This is a genomic window from Streptomyces sp. LHD-70, assembly GCF_031157275.1.
In the GTDB taxonomy this organism is placed as follows: domain Bacteria; phylum Actinomycetota; class Actinomycetes; order Streptomycetales; family Streptomycetaceae; genus Streptomyces.
Map to the genome: position 1 here is coordinate 173,097 of NZ_JAVIFW010000008.1, position 20,648 is coordinate 193,744.

Annotated in this window: 11 protein-coding genes and 1 pseudogene; 4 read left to right on the forward strand and 8 right to left on the reverse strand. The window is 72.5% G+C overall.

Annotation, left to right across the window (positions count from 1 at the left end; genetic code table 11):
- Positions 1–141 precede the first annotated feature (141 nt).
- Positions 142–1,611 carry an FG-GAP and VCBS repeat-containing protein gene (locus RCO28_RS17630; protein WP_308942097.1) on the forward strand — a complete coding sequence of 490 codons (1,470 nt, stop codon included), beginning with the start codon at positions 142–144 and terminating at the stop codon, positions 1,609–1,611.
- A gap of 110 nt (positions 1,612–1,721) precedes the next feature.
- Positions 1,722–2,200 (forward strand): annotated as a pseudogene (locus tag RCO28_RS17635) (pyridoxamine 5'-phosphate oxidase family protein).
- A gap of 32 nt (positions 2,201–2,232) precedes the next feature.
- On the opposite strand, the gene guaA reads toward RCO28_RS17635, so the two are convergent.
- Entirely contained in the window at positions 2,233–3,807 is a 1,575-nt protein-coding gene (gene guaA / locus RCO28_RS17640) for a glutamine-hydrolyzing GMP synthase (protein WP_308942098.1), read from the reverse strand.
- A 425-nt stretch (positions 3,808–4,232) separates the two neighbouring features.
- Here guaA and RCO28_RS17645 point away from each other — a divergent pair, with 425 nt between their 5' ends.
- Entirely contained in the window at positions 4,233–4,568 is a 336-nt protein-coding gene (locus tag RCO28_RS17645) for a chorismate mutase (RefSeq protein ID WP_308942269.1), read from the forward strand.
- 791 nt (positions 4,569–5,359) lie between these two features.
- Entirely contained in the window at positions 5,360–6,346 is a 987-nt protein-coding gene (locus tag RCO28_RS17650; RefSeq protein WP_308942099.1) for an LPXTG cell wall anchor domain-containing protein, read from the forward strand.
- Positions 6,347–6,457: 111 nt separating this feature from the next.
- Here RCO28_RS17650 and RCO28_RS17655 read toward each other — a convergent pair whose 3' ends face one another.
- The 7 genes from RCO28_RS17655 to RCO28_RS17685 all read right to left on the reverse strand — a co-directional run bounded on the left by RCO28_RS17655 (position 6,458) and on the right by RCO28_RS17685 (position 20,498).
- Complete coding sequence (locus tag RCO28_RS17655) at positions 6,458–8,272, reverse strand: GMC family oxidoreductase (protein ID WP_308942100.1); 1,815 nt, start codon at positions 8,270–8,272, stop codon at positions 6,458–6,460.
- A gap of 60 nt (positions 8,273–8,332) precedes the next feature.
- A complete protein-coding gene (locus tag RCO28_RS17660) occupies positions 8,333–9,988 on the reverse strand; it encodes a succinic semialdehyde dehydrogenase (RefSeq protein WP_308942101.1) in 1,656 nt (551 codons plus the stop codon).
- Positions 9,989–10,127: 139 nt separating this feature from the next.
- Entirely contained in the window at positions 10,128–11,990 is a 1,863-nt protein-coding gene (locus tag RCO28_RS17665) for a serine/threonine-protein kinase (protein ID WP_308942102.1), read from the reverse strand.
- Positions 11,991–12,108: 118 nt separating this feature from the next.
- Entirely contained in the window at positions 12,109–13,737 is a 1,629-nt protein-coding gene (locus RCO28_RS17670) for a serine/threonine-protein kinase (RefSeq protein WP_308942103.1), read from the reverse strand.
- Between the two features lie 157 nt (positions 13,738–13,894).
- Complete coding sequence (locus RCO28_RS17675; RefSeq protein ID WP_308942104.1) at positions 13,895–15,616, reverse strand: serine/threonine-protein kinase; 1,722 nt, start codon at positions 15,614–15,616, stop codon at positions 13,895–13,897.
- Positions 15,617–15,796: 180 nt separating this feature from the next.
- Entirely contained in the window at positions 15,797–18,280 is a 2,484-nt protein-coding gene (locus RCO28_RS17680) for a protein kinase (protein WP_308942105.1), read from the reverse strand.
- 190 nt (positions 18,281–18,470) lie between these two features.
- Entirely contained in the window at positions 18,471–20,498 is a 2,028-nt protein-coding gene (locus RCO28_RS17685; protein ID WP_308942106.1) for a serine/threonine-protein kinase, read from the reverse strand.
- Between the last annotated feature and the right edge of the window lie 150 nt (positions 20,499–20,648).

Genomic DNA, 20,648 nt, shown 5'->3' on the forward strand with positions numbered 1-20,648 from the left:
GAGAGTGCGCAGCCGCCGACAGCGACGGGTCGGCGACGGGGCGATGACAGGACGGTGACGGGACCGCGACGCCCAGGCGCACAACCGTGTGGGCCGGTCGGCAGTCTGCCTGGGCAGACCACACGTTTCACAGGAGGAACCGTGCGCCACCGCCCCCACACCCTGGCCGCCGGCTGCGCTTTGGCCGCTGCCCTGCTGACCGCCCCGCTCGCCCTCGCCGCGCCTGCCTCGGCGACGCCAGTCACCAAGGCCCCCGCGACCGAGGCCGTGACCGAGGCCGTGACCGAGGCCGGGGCCGGGGCCGGGGCCGGGGCCGGGGCCGTGACCCAGGCCGCCGCCAAAGCACCCATAGGCACGCCCCCCAAGGCGGACTTCGACGGCGACGGCAAGGCGGACGTCGTCTCCGCGGCGCCCTCGGCCACGGTCGGGGACCAGGAGGGCGCCGGATATGTCTCCGTGGTGTACGGAGGCGGCCGCCACCAGACGGTCACCGCGGCCACTCCGGAGGGCGGCACGGCGTTCGGCGGCGCGACGGCCGCGCGCGACCTCGACGGCGACGGCCACACCGACCTCGCGGTCCAGGACCGGAACTCCGTCGTCGTCCACTGGGGCTCGGACCAGGGCCTCGGCGAGCAGGCCACGCCGCTGCCGGCCGCCGCGCGCGCGGGCGGATTCCCGCTCACCGAGGGCGACTTCGACGGCGACGGCCACGCCGACCTGGTCGCCACCGACAGCGACCCGGACGCCGAATGGGGCGAACTGCGCGTCTTGTACGGCCCGTTCAAGCGCGACGGATCCCCCGCCCGCACCGCCGACCTGGCCACCGGCCGCACCTTCGAGCCCACCGGCATGGTCGCGGGCGACATCACCGGCGACGGCCGGGACGACCTGGTGACGACGCACGCCTTCGAGGAGATGTCGGAGTCGAGCCAGTTCTGGGCCGGCACCGCGAGCGGCCTGTCGACCACCGCCAAGTCCCTGCCGGACGCGGCCGCGGCGACCATCGGCGACGTCGACAAGGACGGCCGCGGCGACCTGGTGATCCGTACCGTGCCCGGCGGCGTCGTGGAGAACCTGCCGTACGACGCGGGCACGGTCAAGGTCCTCTACGGCACCGCGTCCGGGCCCTCCACGAGCCGCACCAAGACGCTCACGCAGAACTCCGCGGGCGTGCCCGGCGCGAGCGAGGACGGCGACCAGTTCGGGTACGCGCTGGCCGCGGGCGACGTGAACGGCGACGGCTACGCGGACATCGCGGCCGGCGTCCCGTACGAGGACCTCGCGGGCGCGGCCGGCGGCGGCAAGGACGCGGGCTCGGTCGTACTGCTCAAGGGCGGCGCGTCCGGCCTCAGCGGCACCGGCGCCCAGGCGTACCACCAGGACACGGCCGGTGTGCCGGGCGTCGCGGAGGCGGGCGACCGCTTCGGCACCTCGGTGGCGCTGCCCTCCGGCCTCGGCGTGGTCGCGGGCGCGCCCGACGAGGACACCACGGCCGGCCAGGGCTCGGGCGCGGTCTGGCTGCGCCTCGGCGTCTCCGGTACGTACGCGGTGAACCCGGGCGACATCGGCGCTCCCGCCCCGGGCGCGGCCTTCGGCACGTACCTGCGCTGACCGCAGCCGTAGCCGAAGCCGAAGCCGTAGCCGCAGGAGGCCGGGATTCCCGACAGGAGATGTCGGGAATCCCGGCCCACACTGAGCGCATGACGTCCAACACTGAGCGCATGGCGTTCAACTGGGAAGCCTTCGCGTCCGCCGAGCCCGACCTCGCCGCGACCGTCGAGGAACGTTTCGAGCGTTCACGCACCACATCGTCGCGACGCTCCGCAAGGACGGTTCGCCGCGCACCAGCGGCATCGAAGTCCGCTTCCTGGACGGCGAATTGTGGCTCGGCATGATGCCGCACTCACTGAAGACGCTCGACCTGCGCCGCGACCCCCGCTTCGCGCTCCAGGCCAACCCGGGCGCGGGCCAGGACATGGGCGGCGGCGACGTACGCATCGCGGGCCGCGCCGTGGAGGTCCACGACCCGCAGGACCGCGCCCGCTACACGCACGAGGTCGAACCCCCGGACCCGGACGCCTTCCACCTGTTCCGCGCCGAACTCACCGAGGTCGTACGGACGTACATCGAGGACGAGACGTATCTGGCCGTACAGATCTGGAAACCCGGAGAGCCCCTCCGTACCGCCAGGCGGACGTGAGGGGCTCTCAGAGGGTCAGGGAGTCAGGGGGACTACTCCCACTCGATCGTGCCCGGCGGCTTGCTCGTGACGTCGAGGACGACGCGGTTCACATCGGCCACCTCGTTGGTGATCCGCGTGGAGATCTTCGCCAGGACGTCGTACGGCATACGCGTCCAGTCGGCCGTCATGGCGTCCTCGGACGAGACCGGGCGCAGGACGATCGGGTGGCCGTACGTACGGCCGTCGCCCTGCACGCCCACCGAGCGGACGTCGGCGAGGAGGACGACCGGGCACTGCCAGATCTCGCGGTCGAGACCGGCGACGGTCAGCTCCTCGCGGGCGATGGCGTCGGCCTCGCGCAGCAGGTCGAGCCGGTCCTTGGTGACCTCGCCGACGATACGGATACCGAGGCCGGGGCCGGGGAACGGCTGGCGCTGCACGATCTCGTCGGGCAGGCCGAGCTCCTGGCCGACCATGCGGACCTCGTCCTTGAACAGCTGCCGCAGCGGCTCGACGAGCTCGAACTCGATGTCCTCGGGGAGGCCGCCCACGTTGTGGTGGGACTTGATGTTCGCGGTGCCGGTGCCGCCGCCGGACTCGACGACGTCCGGGTAGAGGGTGCCCTGGACCAGGAACGCGACCTCGGGGCCCTCCTCCTGGAGGATCTCCAGCTGCGCCTGCTCGAAGACGCGGATGAACTCACGGCCGATGATCTTGCGCTTGGTCTCCGGGTCCGAGACCCCGGCGAGCGCGGTCAGGAACCGCTCGCTGGCGTCGACGACCTTCAGGTTCGCGCCCGTCGCGGCGACGAAGTCCTTCTCGACCTGCTCGGTCTCGCCCTTGCGCATCAGGCCGTGGTCGACGTACACGCAGGTCAGCTGGGAGCCGATGGCCTTCTGCACGAGGGCCGCGGCGACCGCGGAGTCGACGCCGCCGGAGAGGCCGCAGATCGCGCGCTTGTCGCCGACCTGGGCGCGGATCGCCTCGACCTGCTCCTCGATGACGCTGCCCGTGGTCCAGTTCGGCTCGATGCCGGCGCCGCGGTACAGGAAGTGCTCGAGGACCTGCTGGCCGTGCGTGGAGTGCATCACCTCGGGGTGGTACTGCACGCCGTACAGCTTCTTCTCGTCGTTCTCGAAGGCCGCGACCGGGACCACCTCGGTGGACGCCGTGACGGTGAAGCCCTCGGGGGCGGCGGAGCAGGCGTCGCCGTGCGACATCCACACGGACTGCTCGGTCGGGGTGCCCTCGAAGAGGGTCGAGCCGGCCTTCGAGACGTGCAGCGGCGTGCCGCCGTACTCACGGGCGCCGTTGTCGTCGACGGTGCCGCCCAGGGTCTGGGCCATCAGCTGGAAGCCGTAGCACATGCCGAAGACCGGGACGCCGGCCTCGAAGAGCGCGCGGTCGAGGCTCGGGGCGCCCTCCGCGTACACCGACGAGGGGCCGCCGGAGAGGATGATCGCCGCGGGGTTCTTGGCGAGCATCTCGGCGACCGGCATGGTGCTCGGGACGATCTCGCTGTAGACCCGGGCCTCCCGCACGCGGCGGGCGATGAGCTGGGCGTACTGCGCACCGAAGTCGACGACCAGGACGGTGTCGGGGGCGGCAGATGAGGGTGCAGACACTGCTGGCACTGCGGCGGCCTTCCGGCGGTGGGGAGGGGGTCTCTACTTGTCGATTCTAACGGCGCGCGGAAGTACCCCTTCGTCACTCCGTCCGAACCGCCCTCGCCGCCCTCGCCGCCCTCGCCGCGCGGGCCCGTCTCACCATCCGAGCCCCGCTCCGGCCCGTCTCACCATCCGAGCCCCGCTCCGGCCCGCCTTGACCCGGCGGGCGCGGGTGCGGCAATACTGTCCCCGTGAACAAGCAGACCTTCGCGTACGTCGCGTTTACCTATGGCACCGGGCCCACCGGCTGCCATGGTCGTGCTGCTTGATCCACTGAAGCGACTTCCCAGGCGCCCCGGGCCGACAAGGCTCCGGGGCGTCTGTCGTTTCCGGGGCCGCGTCCCCCGGGGCACACCGTGACCACCAGAACCGGAGCCCCGATCATGACGACCCTCACCACTGCCACCGCGGCCACCACTGCCACCGCCGCCCCCGCTGCCACTCCCGCCGAGCGCACCGGCGCCCACACCGTCGAGGCCGCCGAGCTGATCGGCGGCGAGCGGGAGCGGATCGACGCGCTCGACGACCGCATCATCGGTCTCGTACAGGAACGCATGGCCGTCTCGGCGGTGATCCAGGAGTCCCGGATCACGTCGGGCGGCCGCCGCGTGAACCTCTCCCGCGAGATGGAGATCCTCGGCCACTACAGCGACGCCCTCGGCAAGCCCGGCACCGCGCTCGCGATGACTCTGCTCGAACTGTGCCGCGGCCGGGTCTGAACCCCCGGAGCACCCCCGGAGCACCCCCGGAGCACCTCCTGGGCACCCCTGGACGCCTCCTCCGCATCCGCGTTCGGCCGGACCTGAGTTCGGGTGCGCTCTCACCCGTACGGCGCGTGACCGCCGCGCGGCGGGCTTCGTTGGTCCCGATGTCCGTGCCAGCCAGGGGCGGGCCCGAAAGAACCACGCGTGGCTCCGCTGGAGCGATGAGACGTACGGATGGTGCCGTGCGTCGTGGGACCTCGCTCCAGAGTGACCGGACGGCAGGGGACAGCAGCCCGGTCACGAGGGAAAGATTGGTCGGCTCCGGGGACGCCCGGAGCCGGCCGACGGCTCGACAACTGGCCAGAAGTGGCCGAAACGGTTGCGCGGGCCCCGGATCATCCAGCACGATGCGTAAGAGGCACCTCCCCAGTGCCGTGATCCACAACTTCATTGCCATTGGTCGAGACCACTTGAGCGCCCCTTGTGCGCCGGGTCGCCGACCGGCTCCCCGAAACCAGCGGCGCACCCCCCGGCGCCGCCCCGCGGCACCGACGCTGCCCTGACGTCGGTGCTGTCAGCAAAGGGCCCCGCAGCTCGCACTCTGCGGGGCCCTTCGCCGTTCCCGGGGGCGCAGCCTCGGCCAGCCTCGGTGATCCACGTCACATAAAGATTCTGTGAGGGGTGACGCAACCATGCACTCCCTTCACAGGTCATGCATGCGTACCAACGGCCACTCCCGCGCCCCACCGCGGAGGCCTCCACCTCCGTACCGCACCAGCGGTACGCCGGACTTTCCGAGGTCTTCCATGAAGCTTCGCCGTGTCATGGCCACCGCGGCCGCTACGGCAGTCATAGCCCCGGTCGCGCTGCTCGCGGCCCCGGCCGCCTTCGCGACGGAGGGGACGGACCCGTCCCCGACCGTCAGCGCCCCCGAGACCGAGCCCACCGAGGACCCGACGGTCGAGCCGAGCGAGTCGGAGACGACCGAGCCGTCCGAGGAGCCCACGGAAGAGCCCACCGAGGCGCCCACCGAGGAGCCGACCGCCTCCGAGAGCGCCCCGGAGCCGACCGAGTCGGCGACCGACGAGCCCACGGAGGAGCCCACGGAGGAGCCGACCGAGCCCAGTGAGTGCACCGACTCCAAGGTCGACGTCGACATCAAGGGCCTGCCCGGCAAGATCAACCGCGGCTCCGGCTGGCACAAGTTCGAGATGACGGTCGCGAACAACTCCGACACCACCGTCAAGGACCTCTTCTTCGTCGCCGGTGCCTCCGCCGACAAGGAGGGCGAGAACGTCTTCAAGACCCGCCAGGTCGAGCTGCAGGCCCTCAACCCGGAGACCGGTGCCTGGGAGCGGATCGGTACCGACGGCCACACCGCCGGCTTCGTCGGCTGGACGGACTCGCTCGAGCCCGAGTACCAAGTCGACATCCCGCTGCGTCTGAACGTCAAGAAGAGCGCCCCGGTCGGCGCCGGCTTCTCGCTCGGCGGCAGCGTGTACAGCGACGAGGACGCCGAGTGCGTCGGCTTCGGCCAGGTCGCGTACAAGTTCCAGATCGTCGGCGCGGGCACCCCCACCGGCGGCACCGAGCCGCAGGAAGGCGGCAAGGTTCCGGTTCCGGCGGAGAAGCCGAGCAAGGACAAGGCCGCCGAGGTCACCGGCAGCCTCGCCGAGACCGGCTCGAGCTCGGCGCTGCCGACCATCGGCCTGATCGGCGGCATCACGATCGTCGCCGGCGCCGGTGTCGTCTTCGCCGTCAAGCGTCGCCGGAGTGAGGGCGCGGTCGCGTAACAGCGCCTGAACTCCCACCCCCAGCCTCCGGCCGGGAGGTGCCCCCCAGCGACAAGGGACCTGCACTCGGAGGGGGGTGCAGGTCCCTTCGTCGTACGTGGAGTGGCGCGGCTACTTCTTCGGCGGCACCGCAGGCATCCCCAGGAACGGGAGCTTCAGCGCGCCGAAGGCGGCCGCGGGGACCGTCGGGGACTTGGGCTCCACCGCGGCGAGGCGCTGGTAGGCCCGGCCCTGGGCGGGGCGCCGGTCGTCCTCGCCCTTGTTCGGCCAGAACGACATGGCGCGCTCGGCCTGTGCGGTGATCGTCAGGGACGGGTTCACCCCGAGGTTCGCGGAGACCGCGGCGCCGTCGACGACCGAGATGCCGGGGTGCCCGTAGAGCCGGTGGTACGGGTCGATGACGCCGCTCTTCGCGTCGGCGCCGATCGGGCAGCCGCCGAGGAAGTGGGCGGTCAGCGGGGTGCCCATCAGCTCGCCGATGTTGGACCCGGCGAAGCCGTTGATCTCCTTGGCGAGCAGCGAGGCCGCCTCGGTGGCCGCCTGGATCTGGTTGGGGTTGGGCGCGCCGTGGCCCTGCCGCGCCGTCAACAGGCCCTTGCCCAGGCCCTTTTCCTTGCGGTACGTGGTCAAGGAGTTGTCCAGGGACTGCATGACCAGGCCGATGATGGTCCGCTCCGACCAGCGCCGGTTGGAGAGCGAACGCAGCGACTGGACGGGATGCTTGGCGCAGTTGGCCAGCCAGGCGGCCACCCGCCGCGAGCTGTAAGGGACTTGGAGGACCGTCATGCCGCCCATCGCGTTCGAGCCCTTGCCGTAGCGCACCGGCTCGATGTGGGTGTCGCCGTCGGGGTGGATGGACGACGTGATCGCGACGCCCTGCGTGAAGTCCACCTTGGCGGCGCCGTGGCGCTTCTTGTAGCGCCGGTTGTCGGTCTGCGCACCCACCAGGGCCTCGGAGTTGGTGCGGGTCAGATCGCCGAGCCGCTCCGAGATGTGCGGCAGCAGGCCGTTGTCCCTCATGCGGTGCAGGAGGGTCTGCGTGCCGTACGTACCGGCCGCGATCACCACGCGCTCCGCGCGGAAGACACGGCCCTTGCCCTTGCGCTTGTCGTTCGTGGGCAGGGTGGCCACGGCGAAGCCGCCGCGGGAGTCCTCGGTGACCGAGACGACCGAGGTCATCGGGTGGATGGTCGCGCCCGCCTGCTCGGCGAGGTGGAGGTAGTTCTCGTTCAGGGTGTTCTTCGCGCCGTGCCGGCAGCCCGTCATGCACTCGCCGCACTCGGTGCAGGCCTTGCGGGAGGGGCCCGCGCCGCCGAAGTACGGGTCGGGGACCTCGCCGCCCGGCTTGGCCTTCGCCTCGCCGGCCGCGTCGTTGCCGTCGCCGTAGAAGACGCCGACGGGCGCCATGTGGAAGGAGTCGCCGACGCCCATCGCCTCGGCCGTCGCCTTCAGATGGACGTCGGAGGGGGTCATCGTGGGGTTGAGCCGCACGCCGAGCATCCGCTGGGCCTGGTCGTAGTACGGCTTCAACTCCTCCTGCCAGTCCGTGATGTCGCGCCACTGCGGGTCGTTGAAGAACGGCGCGGGCGGTACGTACAGGGTGTTGGCGTAGTTCAGGGAGCCGCCGCCGACGCCCGCGCCCGCGAGCACCATCACGTTGCCGAGCAGATGGATGCGCTGGATGCCGTACAGGCCGAGAGCCGGGGCCCACAGATAGTTCTTCAGGTCCCAGGAGTTCCTCGGCAGCTCGGAACGGGTGAAGCGGCGGCCCGCCTCCAGGACGCCGACGCGGTAGCCCTTCTCGGTCAGGCGCAGCGTCGAGACAGCGCCGCCGAAACCCGAGCCCACGACCAGGACGTCGTAGTCGTACGTCCCGTCGGCCTCGTCCCAGCCCGCCTGGTTCTGGACAGACTCGTCCTGTGACACCGATACCTCCGTAGAAACGTGCAGGTCAGACGCGTACTGCCGCAGAGGGCAGCGCAGGGGTCAGCGCAGGCGGAAGGCCTTCATCGCGCGCAGGCTGCGGCTCATGAACGCCGCGTACTTCTCGTCGTCCATGCCGAAGGACGGGGCCATCGGCATGATCCGCTGGGTGGCCACGGTCTGTGCCTCGGTGTACTTGAGGATGCCCTCGGAGCCGTGCCGCCGCCCGAGGCCGGAGTCCTTCATTCCGCCCATCGGGGACTGGACGCTGCCGTACGCCGGGGCGTAGCCCTCGTTGACGTTGACCGTGCCGGTGCGCAGCCGGGCGGCGACGGCGCGGCCGCGGCGGCCGTCCTTCGTCCACACCGAGGAATTCAGGCCGTACGAGGTGGAGTTGGCGAGCTCGATCGCCTCGTCCTCGTCGCTGAAGCGGTAGACGGAGACGACCGGGCCGAAGGTCTCCTCGGTGCACACGGCCATCGGGGCCTCGACTCCGTCGAGGATGGTCGGCTCGTAGAAATACGGGCCGATGTCCGGGCGGGCCGTGCCGCCCGCGACGAGCGTGGCGCCCTTGGCCACGGCCTCCTCGACGTGCCGCTTCACGGTCTCCAGCTGCCGCTCGCCGACCAGGGAGCCCATGTCCGCGCCGTACGCGAGGGACGTGCCGAGGCGCATCGCGCGGGTACGGGCGGCGAAGCGGGCCACGAACTCGTCGGCGATCGACTCGTGGACGTACAACCGCTCGATGGAGATGCAGAGTTGGCCCGCGGACGAGAAGCAGGCGCGCACGGCGCCGGCCGCGGCCTTGTCCACGTCGGCGTCCTGGAGGACCAGCATGGCGTTCTTGCCGCCGAGTTCGAGGGAGACGCCGACGAGCCGGGCGGCTGCGCCCTGGGCGACCTCGCGGCCGGTGCGAGTGGAGCCGGTGAACGAGACGTAGTCGGCGTACTTGACCAACTCCGGTCCCACGACCGGGCCTTCGCCGAGCACGACCTGGAACACCTCGGCCGGAAGCCCCGCCTCGATCAGCAGGTCACGCGCCCACAGGGCGGTCAGGCAGGTCTCGGTGTCGGGCTTCATCACGACGGCGTTGCCGGCCACGAACGCCGGGAGCGCGTCGCCGACGGACAGCTCGAACGGGTAGTTCCACGGCGCGATCTGGCCGACGACGCCGCGCGGCACCCGGTTCTCGACGACCTTGGTGAGCGTCGGCACGGCCCCGGTGTGACTGCGCGAGCGCAGGTACGAGGGGGCCTTGCGGCCGTAGTGCCGGGCGGCGACCGCGACGGCCTGCACCTCCTCGTGGGCGTGCAGGCGGGCCTTGCCGGTCTCCAGCTGGATCAGGTCGAGGACCTCGGCCTGCCGCTGCAGCACCAGGTCGTGGAAGCGGAGCAGCACCGCCGCGCGCTTGCGCACGGGCGTCGCCTCCCAGGCGCGCTGCGCGGCGCGCGCCCGCTCGAAGGCCCGCTCGACGTCCTCGGGCGTGGACTCGGGCAGGTCCGCCAGCTTCTCGCCGGTGAACGGCGTGTGGTTGGCGGTCCGCCCGGATCCGACGACGTCACGGGTGAGCTGGGCTATCAGCTCCGGCGTGACCACATCGTCCGCGGTACGCGCGCCTGCGGGCGCCGGAGCGACGGGGTTGGTGCCGGTGTCGCTCGTGCCGTGCGTGTCGTCCTGCGTGTCGTTCGTGCCCTGGGCGGGAGCCTGCGAGTCCGTCATGGGCGTGAGCGTACGACCCCGGAAACCTTTTGGGTACCCGTCGGTAACGAGGTTTCACGGGGTGCGCACATCGCGCCAGTGGGCGCTGGCAGCAAAGGGGCTGATCAGGGGTGTTGTCAGCACCCCTGGCCCCGCTCGGTCAGAGTTTGTCGATCTTCAGGCTGTCGATCGCGGCTTGGGCGACTTCACGGCCTCGCTCGGTCATGTCGCCCTTGCCCGGGTACCTGACTGTGAGCTTGTACATGTCCCCAGACTTGGTGCGGTAGTAGAAGATCCTGGCCTCGCGAGGGATCTTGATCTCGTCGGGGTCCACCTCATACCGGACGGTGTTCTCGGCGGCCTTCCGCTCCTGGTACTTCAAGTCGTTCTTGGTGACGACCTTGGCCGACTCCATGTCGGCGTCCGGCAGGATGTCGTGTGAGGAGGACGTGCCGCCCCGCAGCCCCTCCGCGTCATCGAACGCCTCGGCCGCCGCGCTGCTGGCGATCTCGGAGTCGTCCTCCGCCTTCTTGTACAGGCGCAGTTGGACATTGATCACGCCGCTCGGGTCGCTGTACTCAGCGAAGTGCTCGCCCTGGTCCATGTCTGGATCAGGGGCATCGGTCTGCACGTAGTGCGCAGGCAGCGCGACGGAGCCGCCGACTCCCTTGAACTCCTTGGCCTTCCAGCCCTCCGCGTCCGCCACCGCCCCCGCGAACGGATCCGCGATCACCAGTGCCGCGGCGACCACGGACGCCAGCACCACCGCCACACCGCCCAGCAGCACCTTGCGGCTGACCCGCACGCCGTCCACCGGACCGCGTGCCGTGCCCACGGCCTGGGTGCGCGTCGGCGCCGGTGGGCGCGTGGCCGCTTCCAGGAGCTGGCGGATCTGCGGGGCCGCCGGGCGCTGGTTCGGGTCCTTGATCAGGAGCCGGTTGACGGCGTCGGCCAGCGGGCCCTTCGCGGCGTTCGGCGCTGCGGGCGTCGCGTTGATCACCGACTGGAGCGTCGCCGGGGTGTTGTTGCGGCGGAACGGCGAGACGCCCTCCGTCGCGGCGTAGAGCACCACGCCGAGCGACCACAGGTCCGAGGCCGGGCCGGGGCGCTGCCCCAACACCCGCTCGGGCGCGATGAATTCGGGCGAGCCGACGAAGCTGCCGGTGTCCGTCAGGTTGGTCTCGCCCTCGATCTGGGCGATACCGAAGTCGGTCAGGACGACGCGGTCGTGCCGGCCGAGCATCACGTTGTCCGGCTTCACGTCCCGGTGCAGGACACCCGCCGCGTGCGCCGCCTCCAGGGCGCCGAGCACTTCGAGGCCGATCCGGGCGGCCTCGCTGCCGCTGAGAGTGCCTTCCTGCAGCACCTCCCCGAGGGAGCGGCCCTGCACGAACTCCATGACGATCCAGGGCTGGCCGTCCTCGACCGCGACATCGTGCACGTTCACCACGGCCGGGTGGTCCAGCTTCGCCGCGGCCCGTGCCTCGCGGCGCATCCGCTCGAAGGCGTTGGCCCGCTCCCGCTCCGGCAGGTGGTCCGGGATGCGCGGCTCCTTGACGGCCACCTCGCGGTCCACCGTCTCGTCCTTGGCCCGCCACACGGTGCCCATGCCGCCGTGGCCAAGCTTGGACAGCAGGCGGTAGCGGCCCGCGATCAGGCGGCCCGCGCCCGGGTCGGGCTGCGCCTGCTGCTGGGGCGCGACCTGCGTGGGGATGGCGTGCGGCTGCGGAGGCGGAGGGGGCGTGGGGGCGTGCGGGCCGCCGTGGCTCTGGCCGCCCGGCCCGTGGTTCTGGCCGTGGTTCTGCCCCGGACCCTGGTTCTGGCCGTGGTTCTGGCCCTGGTTCTGGCCCGGACCCTGGTTCTGGCCGTACGCCGCGGTCTCCTGCTGGGCGTGCTGCTGCGCCGCGTACGGATCGCCGGGGGTGCCGTACGGCCCCGGAGCGCCCGGCGGGGGCTGCGGCGGCTGCAGGCCGTAGCTCGTCGGGTCGTGCTGTCCGTAGGGCGTTCCCCCGTGGTTGCTCATGTGTCCATCCTTATCGCGGTGCCCGTCCATGGTTCCACGCAGGTACGACAGCGGTCACTGACTCGTGACCCGGGCCGCCGGGTTCGTCCGCGTACAGGGTTTTTGCCCGGACCGGCGCTCAGCCCGCGGGGACCCGCTCGAACGTGTCCAGGGCCCGGTCGAGATGGCGCCGCGCCTCCTGCGCGCGGCCCACGGGCGCCGACACCGACACCTCGTACCTCCGGCCGCCCTCCTCCCACGCCACGTGCAGCTCGCGGCGCGCGCCCCAGCCGTCGCCCGGCCCGTCCCAGGTGAACTCCCAGCGGGCGGCGGGGTGTTCGTCGTGCCGGCTCGCGGCGGTCGTGCCCGCGCGGTACCCGGCGTGCGTGCGCGGACCCTGCTCATGCGCCTCGCGCAGCGCGGCCGACGGGCCACCCGGTACGGGACCGGCCTCCCGCACCCCGATCCGGAAGGCCTCGCCGGGCGAGCCGTAGAAGATCCGCGGCGGCTCGGACGCGCGCACGTACCCCTCCGGCACGGCCAGCGAGAACCCCGCCGGGTCGTGCACCAGGCGGTACCCGGCGGGTGCGGAGCCCGTGCCGGTCGGCACCCGGGTCACCGTGACCGTCGGCGTCGGCGTCGGCGTGTGCGTGCCGAGCGAGTCCGACGGGTGCGGCCTGCCGTCGTCCCCGTCGTCGCCCCCGTCGGACAGCAGCACCCCCGCGACCACCCCGGCAGCCGCGAGCACCGCCACCAGGGCCCCGGCGAGCAGTGCGGCACGCGCGCGTGGTGGCCGTTTTGGGCGCCACGCGCGCGTGGGACCCGCCGGGTCCGCCGTACGGCGCGGGACGGCGGTGCGCAGCGGGGCGAAGGCGGGCGGGAGGCCGCGCCGCTCGGATGCGTAGAGGCCGCGCCGCTCGGGTGCGTAGGGGACGACGCCCGTCTCCACGTACGCCCGAAGGAGCCGTTCCGCCTCCGCCGCGTCGATCCTGCGCTCCGGGTCGCGCTCCAGGAGCCCGCGGACGACCGGCAGCAGCGGGCCCGCGGCACTGGGCGGGCGCAGGTCCTCCATCATGACCGCGGCGATGATCCCGCCCAGCGTGTCCCGCTGGAACGGCGAGCGGCCGGTCAGAGCGGCGCAGAGCAGTACGCCGAGCGACCACAGGTCGCACTCGGGCCCGGCCGCGCCGCCCGACATCCGCTCCGGCGCCGTGTACTCCGGCGAGCCGACGAAGGAGCCGTGCTCGGTGAGCGTCGAGGCCCCGGCGACCTGGGCGATCCCGAAGTCCGTGAGCACGACGCGGCCCGAACCGGCCTCCATCAGGACGTTGCCCGGCTTGAGGTCGCGGTGCAGCACGCCCTCGCTGTGCGCCGCGCGCAGCGCGCCGAGCAGCGCGAGGCAGAGCCGGGCCGCCTCCTCGGTGCCCAACGGGCCGTCCCCGTCGAGCCGGTCGGCGAGCGAGCCGCCCTCGATCAGCTCCATCACGATGTACGGGCGCCCGTGCTGGACCAGGACGTCGTAGACGACGATCACGTGCGGATGGTGGATCTGCGCTATCGTCCGCGCCTCGCGCAGGGTCCGCTCGCGCAGCTGCCGGGCCTCGTCGAAGGAGAGCGAGGGGTCGAGGACGACCTCCTTGACGGCCACCTGCCGGGCGAGCAGCTCGTCCGTGGCACGCCAGACAACCCCCATGCCGCCCCGGCCCAGTTGCTCCCCCAACCGGTAACGGCCCGCTATCAAGCGGCTGTTGCCCCGCTCGCTCGCCATGACTTCATCATGCCGCACACCCGTACGGTCAATCCCTCACGTCACGACGGACTGCCGCCGAGGCTATGGGTGTCGGCCACTCTGCTTATGGGTCCAGCTCACACCCCGCCGGTGCGGGCCAGGCGTCGCGGGCCCGCAAGGATCGGGGAGACGCCCCCTACGGTCGCCAGCCGCGCAGCACATGCTCGAACTGCTCCCGCGTCCTGTCCCAGTCCGACGCCGGTCCGGCCATGTAGATCGCGTACTCGGTGCCGTCCTCCGCGATGTAGAACTGGTCGATCGCCCGCCGCTCGCCCTTGCCGACCCCTTCGGTCTCGGTCCAGCTGAACTCCCAGATGGCGCCCGGGTTTCCACGGAAGGTGTTCGACTCCAACTGCACCCGCTCGTACGTGGGCAGCCGCCCCATCCCCTGCTTCTCCAGGTTGACGGCGTGGATGTACGAGTTCTCGTGCGGGGGCTTCTCGCTGACGCCGATGCGCAGCAGGTGGCGGCCGTTGTCCGGGGTGTAGTCGATCTGGTCGCCGAAGGTGCGGCGCTTGAAGTCCGGCGGCAGGAGCAGGCTGAAGCCCGCGACGTCGTCGTTGACGCGCACCCAGTCCTTGGGCACGGCCCCTTCCGTACGCTCCTTGCCGTTCTGCGTGGTGCCGCCCTGACCGCCCTGCTCACCGCCCCGGTCGGCGAACTGAAGAATCCCGAACGCCGCGCCCGCGCCCACCAGTCCGGCGGCCACGATCACGGCCAGAGCGGTACGCCAGCGGCGCCGGGGACGCTGCGGTCCGGGCTCCGGTTGCACGCCGGGCACGGTCGAGCCGATGGGCCGGGCACCGGAGTGCGGAGTGCTGCGGTCGGCTCGCGGGGCGGCGGGCGGGGTGGAGCGCGGGTCGACGGGCGGGGCGGTCGGCGCGGACGCCGGAGTGGGCGTAGGAGTAGGCGCCGGGTTCGGGTTCGGCACAGGCGTCGGCGTCGGCGTCGGCGTGCGGAAAGCGTGCGGCGCCGGGGTGTCGAACCGCCGCGTAGCCACGTACTCCTGAGCCGCCGAAGGCCTGCGTCCCTCCGCGACCTCCGCCAGCATCTGCTCGGTCCGGTCCGCGTCGGGCCGGACCCCCGGGTCCTTGCTGAGCAGCGCCGCGATCACCGGCCCGAGCGGACCGGCGTGCTCCGCCGTGCCCGGCTCGTCCACCACCACGGCCTGCATCGTGGCCAGCGGCGACTGCCGGCGGAACGGCGAGAAGCCCTCGACGGCCGCGAAGAGCAGCACGCCCACGGCCCACAGGTCGGCGGCCGGACCGGGGTCGGCGCCCCGCACCCGCTCGGGCGCCAGATAGTCGAGGGAGCCGACGAGTTCACCGGTCCTCGTGATCGTCGAGTCGCCCTCGATGGCCGCTATGCCGAAGTCCGTGAGCAGCACCCGCCCGTCCCTCGCGAGCAGCACATTGGCCGGTTTCACATCCCTGTGCAGCACCCCCGCCGCGTGCGCCGCGCGCAACGCGCGCACCACCCACGCGCCGATCCGCGCGGCCTCGACCGGCTCGATCCGCTCCCGCCGCTGCAGCGCGTCGGCGAGGGAGCCGCCGTCGACGAGCTCCATGACGATCCAGGGGCGGTCGTCGTACTCGAACACGTCGTGCACCGTCACGACCGCCGAGTGGTTGATCCGCGCGGCCGCCCGCGCCTCCTTCTGGGTGCGCGCGAGGAGCACGGCCCGGTCGGCCTCGGAGACATAGAGGGCGGCCGTCAACTCCTTGACGGCGACGGTGCGGTGGAGCACTTCGTCGTGGGCCCGCCACACCTTGCCCATGCCGCCGCGCCCGAGCGACTCGGCGAGCCGGTACCGCCCCGCGAGTACGTCGCCCTGTGCCGTGCCTTCGGTGTGATCCACGTTCCCCCGCCCGTCCTTCTTCCGGCCAAGCGTAAGGAACGCGCCGCCGCGTCCGGAAGGCGGTGGTGCGTTACCCGCGATACCCGCGATGCCCGCGTTACCCGTAATACCCGCGATACCGACGGGAGGTGGCCGCCGCCCGCCGCGCCACCCTGGTCCGGTTCCGGCTCCGGTTCCGGCTCACTTGTCCGGCCGGTACGCGGCGACCGCCTGCTCGTGCAGCCGCGTCACCTCGTCCCGCTCGGCCTCCGGGCCCTTGACCAGGACCACGTGGTACCGCCCGTCGATCAGCAGCGCCGCATTGCGTACGTACACCTCGTCGCCGCCCGAGTCCGTCCACGTGAACTGCCCCTCGGCGCGCACCTGTCCGCCGACGTCGATGCGCCGCATGCCCGTCGACGTGGCCCAGGTCGAGTCCCGGAACGGCTGCAGCTCGACCTCGCGCTCCCGCTGGTAGTAGAGCGGATCGCTGCTCCTGCCGGTGGCCTTGTCCCGCCCCGGCACGACGATCAGCTCGAACTGCCCGCTCCCGTACGCCACTTGGCTGCGGCTGTTGGCGCCCCTGCGCTCCCAGCCCTTCGCCACCGCCACCCGGAAGCCCTCCGGGTCCTTGCGCAGCTCGAAGCCCTCGGGCACGTCGGGTCCCGAGGACTGCGGGTCGGGCCGCTGCGAGGTCGGCGACTCCTCGTTGCCGTCGCCCGGGGCGTCCTGCCCGGCCCCGCCCTGCCCCGGCTCGGCGGGCGCCGAACTCGCGGAGCCCGCCTGCCCGGTGCGCCCACCCGTATCGGAACCCTCGCTTCCGCGCGGCTCGGCCTTCGGCATGAACAGCACGGCGTACGCGACCGCCGCCACGAGCCCGAGCAGGATCAGCACGAGCAGCATGCGGCCGAGCCGCTTCGGGGCCTGCCCGCTCGCGGTACGGGCGGGTTTCCGGGCCGCCCGTCGGGGCTCGTACGACCGGTACTGCTCCTGGAGGTCCGCCGAGACCCCACCGGCACCCGCGACGGGCCTGGCTGGGACGGGCCTGACTGTGGGCCCGGCCGCGGCGGGACTGGCTGCGGGCCCGGCCGCGACCGGCTTCGGCCCGCGCCTGTGCCGGCTCTTGTGCCGCCCGGCCCGCCGCTTGCGGACCAGCTCGCCCCGGCGTCGTACGACGGGAAGCAACGCGCGGTCGAACGGCGGCGCGGGCACCACGTTCTCGCCCGCCTCGGGCTCCGGCGCCGAGCGCACGAGGGAGCGCAGCCAGCCGCGCAGCTCCTCGAAGTCCGGGCGCTCGGTGGGGTCCTGGCGCAGCAGCGACTCCACGACCGGACGCAGCGGCCCGCACTCCTCGGCGAACGCCGGCGGCTCCCCGCACACCAGCTGCACCAGCTCGTACGCACTGTCCTCCGGGTACGGGGCGTGCCCCTGCACCGCGCGGAACAGCAGCGCCCCGAGCGCCCACAGGTCGGTGGCCGGGCCGACCGGGGCCGCCAACTGCCAGTTCTCGTGCACCGGTCCGGCCTGCTCGGGCGCCCAGCGCTCGGTGACCGCGCCGACGACGTTCATCCGCGCCTGGCGTGCGCGCTCGGCGGCCAGGGGGGTGGTGGGGCCGCGGCCGCCGCCCTTGGAGTGCTCCTTCGGCGGAAGGGGTTCCTCCCATCTTCCGCCCTTCTGCGCGGAGTTGGGGGCTGCCACCGGGTTGCCGGTCCGCGGCGAGCTGCGCCCGGACACCCCGTACGGGTCGACTATCCGGCCGGGCGGGCCGGAGTCGGAGCCGTCGCGGTCGGAGGCGTCGCGGTGGGTGCCGTCGCGGCCGGAAGCTTCGCGGTTGGTGCCGTCGCGGCCGGAGGCGTCGCGGCCGGTGCCGTCGCGGTCGGAGGCGTCGCTTCCGCGCGTTGCGGCCTGCGTGCCCGCCCGGTACGCGGCGATCGCCCCGGACCGTGCGGCGCGGGAGTCGGCGCCCGGCAGCGCGGCCCGCCCCCCGGACCCGACCTCACGGCGCGGCCCCGGCACCTCCGGCGCGGGCCCTGATTCCGGCTCGTGTTCCGGCCCGGCCTCCGCCTCCGCCTCTGGCACGGGGTCGTACCCGCACAGGGCCTCCTCCGCGGCGCCCGTCGCGAGGCCGGTGAGCATGACGCGGCCGTTGTCGCAGACCAGGACCGTGCGCATCGTGATGTTCCGGTGGACCCAACCGTGCGCGTGCAGGGCGCGCAGCGCGGTCAGCACCTCGGAGGCGACCTCCGCGGCGCGGTACGGCGTGAGCGGCTTCTCCGCGATCAGCGCGGCCAGCGGCAGCGCCGCGACGAGCTCGCTCACGATCCACAGCGAACCGTCCTCCGCGAACACGTCGAAGACCTGGTCGAGCCGCGGATGGTCGGGTATCTGCGCGGCCGCCTGCGCCGCCTCGATCGCCCGCCGCACGGCCGGATCCGCGGGCCTGCGCGCGGCCCGCCCACCGTCGTACCCGCCGTATCCGCCGTACCCGTCCTCGTACTCACGGGCGTACGCGCTTTCGTCGACCACTTCCGCGTCGACCGTCTCGGGCAACGGGACCTGGCGGACCAGGACTTCCTGGCCGCTGTACGTGTCGAAGGCGCGGGTCTCGGCGAACTCGTACGCGTCCGAGGGCGGCAGCGGCAGGCGGTAGCGTCCGGCGAGCACCCGGCCCGCGTAGTCGTCCACGTCGCCTCCCCGTCAGCGCGCGCAGCTGGGCGTCCCTGCGCCGACCGCCCTATCACTCCCCGAACCTTCACGATACGTGGCCCCGGCCGGGTCCGCCGCAGGGTCTCGCCAACCGGTCGGCCCCCGGACTGGCCGCCCCCGAACCGGCCCTTGGGTCAGTCCTTGGGTCAGCCTTTCGGTCAGTCCTTGGTCAGTCCTTGGGCTCGAAGGTCTTGAAGGCCGTCTCGCGGAGGGTCTTGCACTCCTTCTCGTCCCACGCGTCGGCCTTGCACGTCACCATGATCGAGTAGCCGCGGTGGGCGTCGACCTTGAAGCCGCGGTTGAGGACCCGCACCCGCTGCCCGCCCTGGTCGCGCTCGAACTCCCAGTCGGCGACGGTCGGATAGCCGTTGAACTCGACCTCCGCGATGCGGATGTGCCGGTAGTTGGGCATGCTCCCGCTGACGGCCTGCCTGAGCTGACGCCAGGCCTTGGCGGCGTCGTCACCCGGGCTGCGGTTGAAGTCGATCTGGACGCGCGGGAATCCGCCATTCTTGCTGAATATGGCCCCGGAGTTCTGTCCGGCCGTGCCCGTACGACGGAAGTCCTTCGGCATCTGCATGGCGAACATGAACTGGCCGTTCGAGACCTTCTCGTACCCGGCCGGAACCCCGCCGTCCGTGGCTCCGTCGTCCCCGGAGCCCTCGTCGTCCTCGTCCTGGCCCGTGTCCTCGCCCCGGCCGTCGTCCTCGCCCTTGCCGTCGTCGTCCGCGGCCGGGTCCGGGCCCGGGTCTGCGGGCTTGTCCTCTCCGCCCTTGCCCTGGTCGCCCGTGGCACCCGCCGAGGTGGACGCCTCGTTCTTGCCGCCCTTGCCCGACGGATCCTCGTCCCCGCCGAACGCCACGGCGAACACCGTGCCGAGCACGGCCAGCGCGACCACCACGGCCACGACGACCAGCGTGCGCTTCGGCACCACATCGGTGAGCGCCGCACGCGTGGACGCGACGGCCCCGCCGCCCGCGCCCGGCGCCTTCGCTCCACCGGATGCGCCGGAACCGGCCGTGACCGCACCCGACTTGGCGCTCTTGTCGCCATCGACCGGATTCGCGTCCGGACCGGACTCGCCGGTACCCGCCTTGCCCGTACCCGCCTTGCCCGTACTCGCCTTGCCCGTACTCGCCTTGCCCGTACCCGCCCTGTCCGTACCGGACTTCGGGCCCGCCGCCGCGGACGCCGCCGCCGCGTTGCGCACCGACCGCAGCGCGCCGCGGAGCCGCTCCGCCGCCGCCTCGCTGCGCCGGGGGCCGCTCTCCGCGGGCGCCTCGGGCAGCGGTACGACACGGGTCGCGGACAGCTGGTCGTCGGCCTGCCCCGCCGGCTCGTCCTCGGGGGCGTTGATCACGTCGTTCAACAGGGCCCGCGCGCCCGTGTCGTCGAGCCGCAGGTCCGGGTCCTTCTCCAGGAGCCCGTAGATCACCTTCTCCAGGCGTCCGGCGTTGCGCGGCGGTTCGAGCGACTCGGTCATCACCGCCGTGAGCGTGGCGATCGCGGACCCCTTGTCGTACGGCGGGACACCCTCCACCGACGCGTAGAGGAGGCCGCCGAGCGACCACAGGTCCGCCGCGGGGCCGGGCTTGTGGCCGCGGGCCCGCTCCGGCGAGATGTACGAGGGCGCGCCGACGAGCATGCCGGTCGACGTGATCGACGGGTCGCCCTCGACCTGCGCGATACCGAAGTCCGTCAGGACCACCCGGCCGTCGTCCTTCGCGATCAGCACGTTCGACGGCTTCACGTCCCGGTGCAGGATGCCCTCGCGGTGCGCGGCAAGCAGCACGTCGAGCACGGCGAGGCCCACCTCGGCGGCGCGGTGCGGCGTCAGATGGCCGTCCTGGCGCACCACTTCGGCGAGCGACTTGCCCTCGATCAGCTCCATCACGATCCAGGGACGGTCGTCCTCGTCGACCACGTCGTAGACCGTGACCGCGCCGTTGTTGCGGATCCGGGCGATCGCCTTGGCCTCGCGCAGCGTGCGCGTGATCAGCCGGCGCTTCTCGTCCTCGTCGATGGCCGAGGGGAAGCGCAGCTCCTTGACGGCGACCGTACGGCCGAGCGTCTCGTCGACCGCGCGCCAGACCGTGCCCATGCCGCCGCGGCCGAGCATCTCTCCCAGCCGGTACCGACCCGCGAGGAGGCGCCCCTTGGTCTCCTGGGTCTCCTGCGGCTGCTCAGCCTCCGACATGCGTCCCCTCTGCAATCAACGCGCCCTGGCAGAGCGTCCATTGTCTCTCATGCCCGGGGTGGGGAAGGCCCGGGTCCGCGCGATGATGGGCCGGCACGGATCAAGGGACCGATATGACCGACAAGCACTTCTCACACCCCCCTCACATAT

What these genes read in the sequence shown, in the direction of transcription:
- RCO28_RS17660 (WP_308942101.1), bottom strand. Translation starts at nt 9,988, where the DNA reads ATGACGGACTCGCAGGCTCCCGCCCAGGGCACGAACGACACGCAGGAC.
- RCO28_RS17650 (WP_308942099.1), top strand. Translation starts at nt 5,360, where the DNA reads ATGAAGCTTCGCCGTGTCATGGCCACCGCGGCCGCTACGGCAGTCATA.
- RCO28_RS17685 (WP_308942106.1), bottom strand. Translation starts at nt 20,498, where the DNA reads ATGTCGGAGGCTGAGCAGCCGCAGGAGACCCAGGAGACCAAGGGGCGC.
- RCO28_RS17645 (WP_308942269.1), top strand. Translation starts at nt 4,233, where the DNA reads ATGACGACCCTCACCACTGCCACCGCGGCCACCACTGCCACCGCCGCC.
- RCO28_RS17665 (WP_308942102.1), bottom strand. Translation starts at nt 11,990, where the DNA reads ATGAGCAACCACGGGGGAACGCCCTACGGACAGCACGACCCGACGAGC.
- RCO28_RS17670 (WP_308942103.1), bottom strand. Translation starts at nt 13,737, where the DNA reads ATGGCGAGCGAGCGGGGCAACAGCCGCTTGATAGCGGGCCGTTACCGG.